12 protein-coding genes are annotated in these 13,038 nt (G+C 37.3%); 8 read left to right on the forward strand and 4 right to left on the reverse strand.

The features are described from left to right. Positions 1-44: 44 nt before the first annotated feature. Both MHH37_RS07535 and proB read right to left on the reverse strand, forming a co-directional pair. Entirely contained in the window at positions 45-1,310 is a 1,266-nt protein-coding gene (locus MHH37_RS07535) for a glutamate-5-semialdehyde dehydrogenase (protein ID WP_342575686.1), read from the reverse strand. A gap of 12 nt (positions 1,311-1,322) precedes the next feature. Next, positions 1,323-2,405 (reverse strand): glutamate 5-kinase, encoded by a 1,083-nt coding sequence (gene proB, locus MHH37_RS07540; protein ID WP_342575688.1) that lies wholly within the window; start codon positions 2,403-2,405, stop codon positions 1,323-1,325. A gap of 648 nt (positions 2,406-3,053) precedes the next feature. On the opposite strand from proB, the gene MHH37_RS07545 reads away from it, so the two are divergent. Further along, positions 3,054-3,530: a sigma-70 family RNA polymerase sigma factor gene (locus tag MHH37_RS07545; RefSeq protein ID WP_342575690.1), complete on the forward strand. Its 477-nt coding sequence runs from the start codon at positions 3,054-3,056 to the stop codon at positions 3,528-3,530. Between the two features lie 59 nt (positions 3,531-3,589). Here MHH37_RS07545 and MHH37_RS07550 read toward each other — a convergent pair whose 3' ends face one another. Then, complete coding sequence (locus MHH37_RS07550) at positions 3,590-3,982, reverse strand: glucosamine 6-phosphate synthetase (RefSeq protein ID WP_342575692.1); 393 nt, start codon at positions 3,980-3,982, stop codon at positions 3,590-3,592. Positions 3,983-4,342: 360 nt separating this feature from the next. On the opposite strand from MHH37_RS07550, the gene MHH37_RS07555 reads away from it, so the two are divergent. The 4 genes from MHH37_RS07555 (at position 4,343) to MHH37_RS07570 (ending at position 6,456) form a co-directional block, all read left to right on the forward strand. Further along, a complete protein-coding gene (locus MHH37_RS07555; RefSeq protein ID WP_342576226.1) occupies positions 4,343-5,041 on the forward strand; it encodes a Type 1 glutamine amidotransferase-like domain-containing protein in 699 nt (232 codons plus the stop codon). A gap of 50 nt (positions 5,042-5,091) precedes the next feature. Continuing rightward, entirely contained in the window at positions 5,092-5,616 is a 525-nt protein-coding gene (locus tag MHH37_RS07560) for an AAA family ATPase (RefSeq protein WP_342575694.1), read from the forward strand. Positions 5,617-5,689: 73 nt separating this feature from the next. Next, positions 5,690-6,043, forward strand: coding sequence for a hypothetical protein (locus MHH37_RS07565; RefSeq protein WP_342575696.1), 354 nt, complete (start codon positions 5,690-5,692; stop codon positions 6,041-6,043). A 59-nt stretch (positions 6,044-6,102) separates the two neighbouring features. After that, positions 6,103-6,456 (forward strand): Clp protease ClpB, encoded by a 354-nt coding sequence (locus tag MHH37_RS07570; protein WP_342575698.1) that lies wholly within the window; start codon positions 6,103-6,105, stop codon positions 6,454-6,456. Between the two features lie 77 nt (positions 6,457-6,533). Here the strand turns inward: MHH37_RS07570 and MHH37_RS07575 are convergent, their stop codons facing one another. Next, positions 6,534-8,708: a DNA topoisomerase III gene (locus MHH37_RS07575; RefSeq protein ID WP_342575700.1), complete on the reverse strand. Its 2,175-nt coding sequence runs from the start codon at positions 8,706-8,708 to the stop codon at positions 6,534-6,536. A gap of 383 nt (positions 8,709-9,091) precedes the next feature. On the opposite strand from MHH37_RS07575, the gene MHH37_RS07580 reads away from it, so the two are divergent. The 3 genes from MHH37_RS07580 (at position 9,092) to MHH37_RS07590 (ending at position 13,030) form a co-directional block, all read left to right on the forward strand. Next, positions 9,092-10,453, forward strand: coding sequence for an aspartate kinase (locus MHH37_RS07580; protein ID WP_008408466.1), 1,362 nt, complete (start codon positions 9,092-9,094; stop codon positions 10,451-10,453). Positions 10,454-10,570: 117 nt separating this feature from the next. Beyond that, positions 10,571-11,221 (forward strand): DsbA family oxidoreductase, encoded by a 651-nt coding sequence (locus tag MHH37_RS07585; RefSeq protein ID WP_342575703.1) that lies wholly within the window; start codon positions 10,571-10,573, stop codon positions 11,219-11,221. 30 nt (positions 11,222-11,251) lie between these two features. Continuing rightward, positions 11,252-13,030 carry a glycerophosphodiester phosphodiesterase gene (locus tag MHH37_RS07590; RefSeq protein ID WP_342575704.1) on the forward strand — a complete coding sequence of 593 codons (1,779 nt, stop codon included), beginning with the start codon at positions 11,252-11,254 and terminating at the stop codon, positions 13,028-13,030. Positions 13,031-13,038: the final 8 nt, after the last annotated feature.

The following is a 13,038-nucleotide window of genomic DNA, read 5'->3' on the forward strand; positions in this document are numbered from 1 at the left end:
GCCTCCAGACAATGATCGAAGTTTTACTTTACAGAAGGTGAATATTATTCACGGATCTGACCGTTGCCATGAATATAATATTTTGTAGATGTTAATGCCGGTAAACCCATTGGGCCTCGTGCATGCAGCTTTTGAGTAGAAATTCCGATTTCAGCGCCATACCCGAATTCAAATCCATCTGTAAAGCGAGTGGACGCATTATGATATACTGCTGACGCATCAACAGAATTTAAAAAGATATCAGCATTATGACGATCATCCGTGATAATGGCTTCCGAGTGATTTGTTCCGAACTGATTAATGTGATGGACGGCTTCAACTACGTCCTCCACTACTTTGACACTTAATGTCAGCGCCAAAAATTCTTCAGCGTAATGTGTCTCTGTTGCCTCGATTGCTTTTGGCAGTACAGCACATACTTTTTTATCGCCATAGATTTTGATTTTAAGTTCATCCTGTAAGTAATGTAAAAATTCTGTACCGTAGTTTTGGAAAAATTTCTGGTGAAGCAATAAACTCTCCGCTGCATTGCACACGGACAAACGCTGTGTTTTCGCATTTTTTACAATTGATTTTGCCATTTCAATATTAGCGAATTCATCCAAATAAATATGGCAATTCCCTGCACCGGTTTCGAGGACAGGAACCTTTGATTCACGCACGACCAAATCGATCAGGTTCTTCCCGCCACGCGGAATAAGTACATCCAAGTATTCAGTCAATGTAAATAAAGATTTCGCTGTTTCACGGCTCGTATCTTCAATAAGCAAAACAGCATCTTTCGGATAGCTGACAGCGTCCAATGCCCGGTGAATCGATGCAACGAGTGCAATATTAGAGTGTTTGGCAGATGAGCTGCCTCGTAAAATGACCGCATTACCGGTTTTAATCGAAAGTGTTGCTGCATCAATCGTTACATTCGGGCGTGCTTCATAGATCATGCCGATAACCCCGAGTGGAACACGCTTCTTAATAATTCGCAGACCATTTTCTTTCGTGATCTGTTCGACTACTTCACCAACAGGATCCTCTAATTCTATTAGCTGTAAGATTGCATCGCTCATCGCCTGAATACGGTTTTCATTCAGTAAAATCCGATCTATAGTAGCTTGATCGAGTCCATTCGCTTTACCGGCAGTAATATCTTTGTCGTTTTCTGCCAGCAAAACATCCAAATCGGAAAGAAGCTGCTGTGCAATACTTCTTAATGCTTCATTTTTTTCTGCTGTTGATTTGGTATTTGTTAAATAGCTTGCCTTTTTTGCGCGATTGCCTTTTTCCACAACTTCGTTTGTTATCGTTTTTGACATAAAATGACCTCCTTAAATTTTAACCCATTGATTCCGGTGAATAACTTCATTCGGGTAATGCATGAGCTCTGTCGTTCTTTTCCCCATTGCTTGCTCCAATTCTGTTGAAGAATAAAGAATTTCTCCACGCCCGATACAATTATGCCGGTCAAAAACTTCTACAACATCACCTTTTTCAAATTGTCCTTCATATGCATAGACACCGGCCGGCAATAAACTTTTTCCGCCAAATTGCAATGCTTGAACTGCACCCTCATCTATAAAAATCTTCCCGGAAGATTTTGAGAGCTGGACCCACTGTTTATTTGTCGGTATATACTTTTCATTGCGTTCAAAATAGGTACCGTCCCCATTATTATCGAGAATATCTGTTAGTTTTGTATGGCCGATACCTGTGCCGATAAAGACTTCAACACCTGTATTGACGGCATAATTGGCTGCAACAAGTTTTGACTGCATCCCGCCGGTACCAACTTTTGAGCTTGACCCTGAAGTAAATTGAAGCATTTCTTCTGTTACTTTTTCGATACGATCAATACGAACAGCATTTGCGTTTGTTAAAGGATTTGCCGTATAGAGCCCATTCACATCTGTTAGAATAATTAACTGATCTGCGTGAACGAGCCCACTTACTAAAGCGGAAAGCATGTCATTATCACCAAAAGTCAACTCAGCAACAGATACAGTATCATTCTCATTGATAATTGGGATAATTGAACGTTCCAATAGCTCTGTTAATGTTTCATAAGCATTTCTATAGCGCTGTTTATCATTAAAGTCAGAGCGTGTAAGTAAAATTTGGGCGGACGTCACATTATATGTGGCAAATTTATCTGCATAAGTTTGGATTAATATACTTTGGCCGACCGCGGCAGCAGCTTGTTTCCCTTTAAGGGTAATTGGTCGAGAAGGGTAGCCAAGCTTTTTGAAACCTGCCGCTACTGCCCCTGAAGATACTAAAATGACTTCATGACCTGCCTGTTTCAATGTGGCAATGGCAACAACATGGTCATGAAATTTTTCATGATCAAGCTCACCCTTACTATTTGTTAAAGAACTGCTTCCGATTTTTACTACAACTCGTTTTCTTTCCACCAAAAAATCCCCTTCCATAGAAATATTGAAATTATCCCGCATTAACGGGTAGTTAGACTCCCGCTTTTGGGCGGGAGGTCAACTACTCGTAAAAGCCCGATTGGTTCAACTAACAATCAGTGAGGAGGTAAGGATTCCTCACTGATTGAGTTTCACTTTATTACATTAAAAAAGCACATTTCGATCCTATCGATTAGGACGAAATGTGCTGTTTCCGTGGTACCACCTAAATTGAATGCTAATACTTGCATTCCACTTCATCTCATAACGCTGAGTCTGCGCCTATTTTTCTAGGAGCTGTTGAAGTAGGTTCGGCAGGTTTTGCTAAGCCATTCTTTCAGCCTGTGGAATGTGCTCTCTTGTTTAGCCAATTGCTACGTACTCGTCTTCAATATGCCTTTATATTTTCTAATAGCATGCATGATAGCCGGTTTTTTGTCAATAACGTTAAGTCTGATTTATTTGAAAACTATGCAAAAATCTCCTTTTTGTACCGATTTACTGCATAAAAGTGTGAATTTTACGACTATTATCTATTCAAATGTTATTTTTCATGATAAATCCGTACTTTGTTTCTTTTTCAACTATTTTTTAAATTTGTAGTACCTAGGAATAATCAGTTGTGCACAGCTTAAAGGATTTGGAAACATGCAGGATGTGGAGCAACTTATTTTTGAAAATGAAACATTAATAAAAAAGGTCATTTTTAATCTTAAAATTTATCGAGATATTGATGAATATATGCAAGTAGGGAGGATCGCTTTATGGCAGGCATTGCAAAAATTTGATGAAACAAAAGGGGACTTTGCGATGTTTGCTTACATGAGCGTTAAATATGCAATAATTCGAGCGTTATCCAAAGCCAATCATGTATCTGAGCATGAATTAGCAGTGGAAGAAGACGTAATGATCAATAATTCGCAACAACATCACTTTATTACATCAAATATGGAGTGGCCCGAATGGTTTGAGGAGTTAAATAAAGATGAGCAATTTCTGTTGATCGCGTTGTATGAAAAAGAGCTTTCGGTAAAGGAGTTTGCTGACAAGTATAGGCTGAATTATGAAACAATAAAGAAAAGACGGCAGCGATTATTGTCGAAGTTAAGAGGTTTATTAACATAATTTTAGGGTTTTTGGTATATACAAAGTGGAAGCTTATGAAGTTTCCACTTTGTAATACTTTATTGAATTATATCCAAAAACGCTGTTCGCTGCTCTTCGGATTGCTGTTCACCATCAACAAGCATTGCCCCCATACGGTAATCTGTTTGTCCTTTTTCAACAACATACTGTAGATTAACAGGCTGTACTTTGTTATCAATGTTGCATTTACCTTTAAATTCCACTACATGCTCCATCATTTTAGTTTGGAAATATTCCCAGCGGCTTTCTTCACAATAATTTTTGAGGGCATCTTCTATTGTAATATCGCTATTTTCCATAACGGGTGTAGCATGAATATATGTAATGTAGTCGTTATCTGTTACGGCTTTTTGTGGACCGAAAAAATAAAAAAATACCCCGAATACCCCAATTGGTATGATCCAAAATATCGTCCGCTTTCTTTTCTCCATAAAATATATCCCCCTTTTTGTATCATTAGTATAACACTGAAAAGTTCATATTTTCTACATTGGGATAATATTTATCTCGGTGAGGATTATTGTTGGTCGATAACACTATTAACGGTTTTAGCTGGCGTTTGAACATGTATTTCAAATCAACATATCGTTAAAGGAGGAGCTTCCTTCATGACGCTGCTTCAAGTTATTGTTTTGATATCAAAGGGATTATTACGAACTTTATAGAATATGAATGATTAAGTAGTTAAAAGTGACCGAGGAAGGGCTGGGCTGGAGAGAAATGAAGAAAATCTTGAAATCATAAGGATAATGTTTTGAGTGTATATGGACGAAAGGAGTACATAAATGAAAATGAGACAAATAATAGCTATGGGTGGCGGGGGTTTTTCAATGGAACCCGATAACCCGTTATTAGATCGCTATATTTTAAAAGAAGCGAAGACTGCTAATCCGAAAATCTGTTTCCTTCCTACAGCTAGTGGTGATTCCGAACAATACATATCAAGATTTTATAGTTTTTTTAATGACCAAAATTGTGATCCTTCACATTTATCTTTATTTACCCCACCTTCTCGGGACTTGGAAAGTTTTGTTTTAGAAAAAGACATTTTATATGTAGGTGGTGGAAACACGAAAAACCTTTTAGCTTTGTGGAAGGAATGGGGATTAGACAGTATTTTGCGAAAAGCATGGGAGGAAGGTGTTATTTTAGCTGGGCTGAGTGCAGGAGCAATCTGTTGGTTTGAACAGGGGGTGACGGATTCCTATGGGGATGGACTTGAGCCTATTAACTGTTTGGGGTTTTTAAAGGGAAGTAATTGTCCGCATTACGATGGAGAAACCGAAAGAAGACCTGCATATCATAAACTGATGGAGACCAATAAATTACACTCTGGAATTGCTTTAGATGATGGCGTTGCGATTCATTATAAAGAACAGGAAATTCATAAAATCGTAAGCTCAAGACCAAATGCCAAGGCGTACAGTGTGTCTCTGGAAAAGGGCATTACAGAGAGGGAACTCCATGCAGAATATTTGGGTTCTGAATAGTTTAGTTTAGACGAGTGAATAAAATTCTGATAAAAGTGAGTTGTTTAAGTATGTTTTTTGTACAAATGTCCGGATTCCCGGGGTCTGGCAAGTCGACGCTTTCTCGACAGATTGCCAAGAGAACAGGGGCAGTCATAATAGATCATGATATTGTAAAATCTGCGTTACTGAAGTCGCTAGAGGAAATTTCGATCGATGAAAAACTTGTTGGTAAAATGTCTTACAATGTCGATTGGTCTTTAGTGGAATTTCACTTATCTCAAGGACAAAATGTCTTGTTGGATAGTCCATGCCTTTATCAGGAAATGGTAGATCGAGGCATCGAGTTGTCAAAAAAGTACGAAACCACATACAAATACGTGGAGTGTTATTTGAATGATTTTCAAGAAATTAATAATAGATTGAAAAGCCGAAATAGGATGGTTAGCCAAATTGAAGTAGCCAGCTCAGAAGAAACATTTAAATTTACCATTGAAAATAGTAAGAAACCAAATGAAGGTTTATACATCGTTGTAAATACTAAGCAACCTGTAGAGAGATACATAGATCAGGTAATCCGTTTTATTAAGGAGTAAGCCATACTCTGCATATTGTTTTTTTATTTAAGGATATTGTAAGTGGAAAAGAGTAAAAAAAGGGGGATTTTAAATGAAAAGCAGAATGTTAATCCTTTTGTTTAGTGTTGCTCTTTTATCTGCCTGCATACAAAAAGATTATGTGTTTTTTGGTGAAAGTGAAAATTGGAGAGTTCAATATGTAGTGACTGACGATAATAGCTGCAATTCTACTAAAGGCTATATAAAATACCTAAATAATGATCCGCTGCCTGAGCAATTGGAGTTTAGTGTGGATAATAAAGAAGGGGCCTCCATCTCTTTAGATGAAAATGGAATGTTTTTTATGCCTTACGGCTGTTCTAATGCAACGGAAGGATCAGAACTTAAAGCGACAATAAAGTGGAATAGTCAATCAGAAACAATCCAATTACAATTAAAACGATAAATGCTTTTTTTAAAAAGGCAAAGTGTTTTATTAACTATATATAAGTAGGAGGCTCTATTATGAAACAGTCGACTTATTTAATGGGAGCAGTACTGGTGGGTTTATCTGTTGTAATATCTGCTTTTATATTAAGTAATTCAACGAACATACCGAATTCCGATATAGATTCACAAAATGTCAATAGTTCAATACCAGATTTGATGACAATCACTCAACTGGCTGACTACCTTCAAATAAGCGAACAATCGATTGAAATCATTATATCGAATGATGATTCGTTAAGAGAGGGGTTAAGCAGCTATGATACTTATCAGTTCATCCCCTATGTATTGCTCGATAATCAGAAAAGATTTATGAAAACAGAAATAGATGCGTGGTTAAAATACAGGAATGATAACAGGTTAAATTATTGATTAAGAGATAAGAAATTACCCCGAAAGTTAAATGTTCGACACTAACTTTCGGGAGGATATCTTTTAAAGGAAGTTGATTACTTTGTATTTGTAAACTTAAAACTTGTCTTTCGTTCCTTCTCATCCCAAATGAGGTGGGCGTTGAAGATTTTACCGCCTCTTTTAAATCCTTTGATCAAGTCTGTTTCACCGGAAGCCAAAAGTTTCTTCAAATTCGTTTGCGTAATTGTTTTTCCGAGAATTTTTTTGGAAACCGAGAATTTACAGTTGGCTTTCTTATAATTCGAACAACCGTAAAAAGTACCGTGGTCGACAATGGATCCATCACAAAGGATGCATTTACCGACAACAGTTTTTACTTTGTTATACTTTTTCGTATATGGATTGTTTTCGGTAATTTTCTCCACATCATTTTGATTGAATGCCCACTCTTTTTCAAGTTCGCCTGCATCTACTATCAATTTATCGGCCAGTTTTTTCACCTGTTCCATAAATACTTGTGGGGAAGCGTTCCCTTCACCAATTTCAGAAAGGCGCTGCTCCCATTTAGCTGTCATTGAAGCGGACGTTAAAATGCTTTCACCTAGTGCTTCAATGAGCAGCATTCCTTTCGTCGTTGCAAACACTTGGTTTTTCCTCACTTCGATATAATTCCGGTCTTTCAGTGTACCAATAATTCCGGCACGTGTAGCTTCCGTCCCTAAGCCTTCCGTTTTCGATAAAACCTTTTCCAGTTCCGCATCTTCCAAATGTTTGCCCGCTGTTTTCATAACTGTAATTAAATTACCTTCCGAATAGCGGTTTGGCGGCTGGGTTTCTCCTTTTTTTACATTTGCCTTCACGACAGTCCCGTGTTCATTTTCTTGCAGAAGGGGGAGCAGTTCATCTTTGTCAGCACTATCTTTCGAATGATGAATGACTTTGCGCCAACCTTCCTCCAGCAATACTTTCCCTTTAGAAATAAACTCAGCACGATTATCGACAAGTGAGTGAATCGTTGTATAGGAGAATACGGCATTATTGTAATGTGCCGCAATGACTTGTCTTGCAACTAAATCATAAATCTTTGCTTCTTCGGCACTGAGCTTTGCCATATTCGGAACTTGTTCTGTAATGATAATGGCATGGTGATCGGTTACCTTTTTTTCATTCACGAACCGTTTATTGTTCATAAGTGAAGTTGTCGGTGGAGGCAACAGATTTTTATATTGATCTAACTTACCTAGCTGTCCGAGAATGGCCGGCAATGTTTTCGCTTCCTCATTAGTCAAATATTGGGAATCTGATCGAGGATAGGAAACGACACCTTTTAAATAAAGCTTCTGTAAAATATCGAGCGTCATTTGCGGTGAAAATTTAAACGCTTTGTTTGCTGTTGCCTGTAGTGCAGACAGATTGAACAAAAGAGGTGGTGCATATTCCTTCGTTTCCTTTTTGAAATTCTTAATTTCTACGTTTTTATTGATGCAAAAATTGGCGGCAGCAATTGCTTGGCGTTCCTCTAGAAGTCTTGTCACGCTATTTTTATGCCATTTCGCTTTTAGTATCTTTCCGTTAAAATTAAATTCCGCTTCCACTTCCCAAAACGGTTCAGGTTTAAAGTTTGCAATCTCATGCTCTCGTTTTACAATGAGTGCTAGTGTCGGTGTTTGAACTCGTCCAATGGAAAATACATCCTTTACTCCATTTCGTTTAAGGAGCACTGTGTACAATCTCGATGTATTAATCCCGATTAGCCAATCGGCACAGGAACGGCTTAGTGCTTCAAAATAAATATTTCTCGTTTTTTCTTCCGGTAGTAAGTTTGCAAATCCGTTTTTCACCGCATTTTCCGTTAGCGATGATATCCATAAACGTTTCATTGGTTTATTCACGCCGCAAACTTTTAATATGGTCCTTATAATAAGTTCACCTTCGCGCCCTGCATCCCCGCCGATGATAATTTCCCTTATATCCTGTCTTTTCACGAGTGTCTTAATGATATTAAACTGCTTGTATTTTGTTTTCGTTACTTTATACTCGAAACGTTCTGGAATGATCGGCAATGTTTCCAACGTCCATTTTTTCCAGGAAGCGTTGTATTCTTCCGGGGCCTTCAATTCACAAAGATGACCGATTGCCCATGTTATAAGAGCACCTTCCGGAAAATATGTGTTTGGCTTTACTTCAAAATAACCAGCCTTTTTAGTAAATGAAAATGGGGCGGCCAGTTTTGCAGCCTGGTCTGGTTTTTCTGCAATTACTATTTTCATATATCCTTCTCCTACTAATAATAATTACAACTTCTTTTCTAATAATTATAGATTAATTTGCAGTAGAATGGGGAAACAAACATTTTTTCATTGCTAGGGATTGACGGAAAGGTTGTTTAACTATTGCGACACTTCATTTGCCTAACAAATTATATTTATTTTTTATTGTAAAAATGTTATAAAATTGAACAAATAAATATCATTTTATATAAAAATCTCATATAATATATTGACAAAATGACGAATTATTCGTATTTTGACAAATAGATTAATGAATTTACTGAATAGTCTTGACTGAAATAGGATAAATTTGTACACTGTGTAAAGTCAAATGTTTTTTCGGTGAGTACAAATATCAATTTTGAGAGTAAGGATATGATGAGATGATAGTATGTAAATTTGGCGGCACATCTGTCGCGAGTGCAGAACAAATCAAAAAAGTAGCAAGCATTGTGAAGTCTAATCCTGAAAGAAAGATTGTCGCTGTTTCTGCGCCTGGTAAGCGTTCAAGTGATGATATTAAAGTGACGGATTTATTAATAGATTTAGCAAACACCGTGATTAATAAAGGCGATGTTGAAGCAAAAATTAAAGCTGTTGTAAATCGTTACCGTAATATTGCTGAAGATCTTGGTTTAGACAATACAATTTCAGATATTATTGAGCAAGATATACGCGGGCGTGTGACAGAAAATTGGTCAGACAAAGACTTATTCTTAGATAATATGAAAGCAAGCGGTGAAGATAACAACGCAAAACTAATTGCGTGTTATTTTAATGCAATTGGCATGCCCGCAAAATATATAAGTCCAAAAGATAAACTAATTTTAAATGACTTCCCGGAACGTACGTATGCATTGCCAGAAGCATACGAAAACTTAAGTGTATTGAAAAATACAGAGGAGATTATTATTTTCCCGGGATTCTTCGGATATACAAAATCAGGTGTATTACGTACATTTGACCGTGGCGGATCTGATATAACTGGTTCGATCTTGGCATCAGCTGTTGGTGCTGAGCTATATGAAAACTTTACGGATGTGGACTGTGTGTTCGCTGCTAACCCTAAAGTCGTAAACGATCCAGTCGATATTAAGGAAATTACGTATCGCGAAATGCGTGAGCTATCGTATGCCGGTTTTTCCGTGTTCCATGATGAAGCATTAATGCCAGTCTATAAACAAGGTATTCCGGTCAATATTAAAAATACAAATAACCCCTCGGCATCTGGGACGTTAATTTTACCGACTCGTCCGGCAACGAATCGGCCGGTTACAGGGATTTCGGCGGATAGTGGTTTTTCAATTCTATATGTATCAAAATATTTAATGAATCGAGAAGTTGGCTTTGGCCGCAAGCTACTTCAAATTATTGAAGAGGAAAACATTTCTTATGAGCATACACCATCTGGTTTAGACGATATTTCAGTTATTATGCGTTCAAGCCAGCTGTCACCTGAAATTGAAGCGCGAATTGTAAAGCGCGTTAAGGAGGAACTATGTGCAGATGATGTTCAATTCAGCCATAATTTTTCTATGATTGTCATTGTCGGGGAAGGCATGCGCCATAATACAGGGTTGGCAGCACGTGCAGCCACTGCGATTTCTGCAACAGGTGCGAATATTGAGATGATTAATCAAGGTTCTTCGGAAGTTAGTCTTGTATTTGGCGTTCGTTCGGAATATGAAGATCAAATATTAAAGGGACTTTATGAAGAGTTTTTTGCAACAATTACTTCATTTTAGATATTATTTAGTCGAATCCATGTCGGGTTCGGCTTTTTTCTTTGTATTTTTGGGTATTGTAATAAAAAACCCATAGAATAGAGGGATATAATTACATAATCATTAGGGGGAGACAATATGAAAATAGAGATTTTTTCTGATTTTGCTTGTCCGTTTTGTTATATCGCTAAAACGAAGTTATTTCAAGCTATCGAACAATTAAATTTAGGTGAAGAAACGGAAGTCGTTTACAGAGCGTTTGAAATAAACCCTGCCGCTTCAAAAACGGAAACGTTATCTTACGTGGATTCCATTTTTAAAAAGAAAAATAATGACCTCCGTAAAACAGAGGAGTTCATGGAAGCGTTGCAATTGCATGCCCAGGATGTAGGAGTCGTATTCAACTTGGATAAGATAGTTCTCGCCAATACGAAAAATGCGCATCGCTTAACTAAGCTTGCAAAACTCTATGAAAAAGAACTGGAGTTTGTAGATGTTGTAATGGAACATTATTTTGCGGAAGGTCTTAATTTAAATGACACTGAATCACTTCTGACCATTTGCGAACAGATTGGCATCGATCGGAGCATGGCACAAAAAATAATAAAGGAAGAACAATTCACAGAAGAGTTAGTGCTGGATCGATATGAAGCACAGCAACTTCAAATAAAGATTATCCCTTTTTTCGTATTTGAAGACCATTACGGAATTAGAGGGGTGGAGCCAATGGAAGTATTTACAAATACTTTGCTTCAAACAAAGGAATATATTAAGAAAAACCAAAAATAGAGATAGAATTGACTAGTCGGAGGAAGCCTTGTGGACAGAATTAAACGCGTTATTCAACTGATTTTCAGAAATCTATATTATTATCGAGTCGATTATATACGGACGTTTGCGATATTACGGATTGTGCAGGCATTCATTTTACTGCCTATCATCTGGCTGATTACCGCAGTTGTCATGGATATTACCGGAGTACAGGTAATTACGCAAGATAGTATCCTTTATTTACTGACAAATCCGTTTGCGTTATTTGGAATAGGAATTATTTTATTTATCGGAATTGTATTCATCTATTATGAATTAGGATTTTTAATACTATTGGCATACTATCAGCAGCGTGGAATTCCATATACATGGAAAGAGCTTTTAAAACGGTTAAATCAGAAGGTTGTCTATTTTATCAGCTTGCAGACATTATTGATTGCAGTTTACTTACTATTATTGATTCCACTTATTTCATCATTTTTGCCAGTTTCGTTGATTCAAAATATAAATATACCAAGCTTTATTATAGACGAACTTTTAAATTCTCGTAATGGTACGTTTCTATATGTTGTGCTAATAATTATATTGAGTTTTATAGGCTTACGTTTCATTTTTACATGGCCGTTTTTTACGGTTTATCAAGAGGTATCAATAGTTGAAGCATTAAAGATGAGCTGGCAGTTTTCAAAAAGAAAACTAATTGAGACGGTCGGGATGATCGGGGTTATTGTCATCATCAATATAACGCTTTTGTTGTTCGCGTTATTTATCGTATTGACACCGCTCTTTATCATAGAAAAATTTAAGCCGAGCTGGGGACTTGTCACTGCAAGTTTTACAATGACACTTGCACAGGGCGTCATCATCCTGTTCTTCACAATATTGCAGGTTTTGTTTACTCAGCTAATCGTTATGGTGGCATTCCAGTTAACACGCCATAAACCGTTAATCATACAGGAAGAGCCGTTTAGACTAACAATTCGTCAGTGGTCCTTTCTAATTGCTGTATATGCGTTTTTCCTTGTGAGCGGTATTAATTATATCAATTTGGGAAAAACGATTTACGAACCGGACACAAATATTGTTTCCCATCGCGGCTTTATGGATGGCGGTGTGGAAAATACATTGAGTGCGATTGAAGCGGCTAAAGAAGCAGATGCGGATTTAGTGGAAATCGATATCCAGCAAACGAAGGACGGGGAATTTGTCGTCTATCATGATAAAACTTTATCACGTTTGTCAGGGGAAGATGATATTATTTATGATTTAACGCTAAATGAATTAGTCACAACAACCGTTTTGGCGGATGGATTCAGTGACACGATCGCTTCATTTGAGGAAGTGCTTGAAATGAGTCATGATTTAAATATAAAATTGCTTATTGAGCTGAAAACTCATGGTTTTGAAACAGAGGACTTTTTACAGCGCTTTGTTGATCTGCTTGATGAATATGATGCCTTGGATTATCATTATGTTCAATCACCTGATTTACCGACAATGGAGCTGCTTGAAGAACTGGAACCCCGTGTTCATACTGGGCATGTGTATTCCATCGCATACGGCAAGTTACCAGAATCAAATGCCGACTTTATTTCGGTGGAGCAGTCTTTTGCTACGAAAAATATCCAGCAGCAAGTAGAGGATCGTGATATGGAGTTGTTCGTCTGGACGATTAATGATGAGTCGGATATGCAGAAATTTTACGAGAAAAATGTAAATGGTGTCATTACCGACCATCCTGATGAGGCACTTTCGATACGGGAAAAATTTGATGAAAAGCAAAATTTTTTACAACGGATACTCAATAAAATTAAGATTATTTATTAAGGGGAAAT

Source organism: Solibacillus sp. FSL K6-1781, from assembly GCF_038630735.1.
Classification (GTDB): domain Bacteria; phylum Bacillota; class Bacilli; order Bacillales_A; family Planococcaceae; genus Solibacillus; species Solibacillus silvestris.

Excerpts from the sequence above, each read along its gene's own strand:
- MHH37_RS07535 (WP_342575686.1), bottom strand. The coding sequence starts at position 1,310 with ATGTCAAAAACGATAACAAACGAAGTTGTGGAAAAAGGCAATCGCGCA.
- MHH37_RS07545 (WP_342575690.1), top strand. The coding sequence starts at position 3,054 with ATGCAGGATGTGGAGCAACTTATTTTTGAAAATGAAACATTAATAAAA.
- MHH37_RS07550 (WP_342575692.1), bottom strand. The coding sequence starts at position 3,982 with ATGGAGAAAAGAAAGCGGACGATATTTTGGATCATACCAATTGGGGTA.
- MHH37_RS07555 (WP_342576226.1), top strand. The coding sequence starts at position 4,343 with ATGAGACAAATAATAGCTATGGGTGGCGGGGGTTTTTCAATGGAACCC.
- MHH37_RS07560 (WP_342575694.1), top strand. The coding sequence starts at position 5,092 with ATGTTTTTTGTACAAATGTCCGGATTCCCGGGGTCTGGCAAGTCGACG.
- MHH37_RS07565 (WP_342575696.1), top strand. The coding sequence starts at position 5,690 with ATGAAAAGCAGAATGTTAATCCTTTTGTTTAGTGTTGCTCTTTTATCT.
- MHH37_RS07570 (WP_342575698.1), top strand. The coding sequence starts at position 6,103 with ATGAAACAGTCGACTTATTTAATGGGAGCAGTACTGGTGGGTTTATCT.
- MHH37_RS07575 (WP_342575700.1), bottom strand. The coding sequence starts at position 8,708 with ATGAAAATAGTAATTGCAGAAAAACCAGACCAGGCTGCAAAACTGGCC.
- MHH37_RS07580 (WP_008408466.1), top strand. The coding sequence starts at position 9,092 with ATGATAGTATGTAAATTTGGCGGCACATCTGTCGCGAGTGCAGAACAA.
- MHH37_RS07585 (WP_342575703.1), top strand. The coding sequence starts at position 10,571 with ATGAAAATAGAGATTTTTTCTGATTTTGCTTGTCCGTTTTGTTATATC.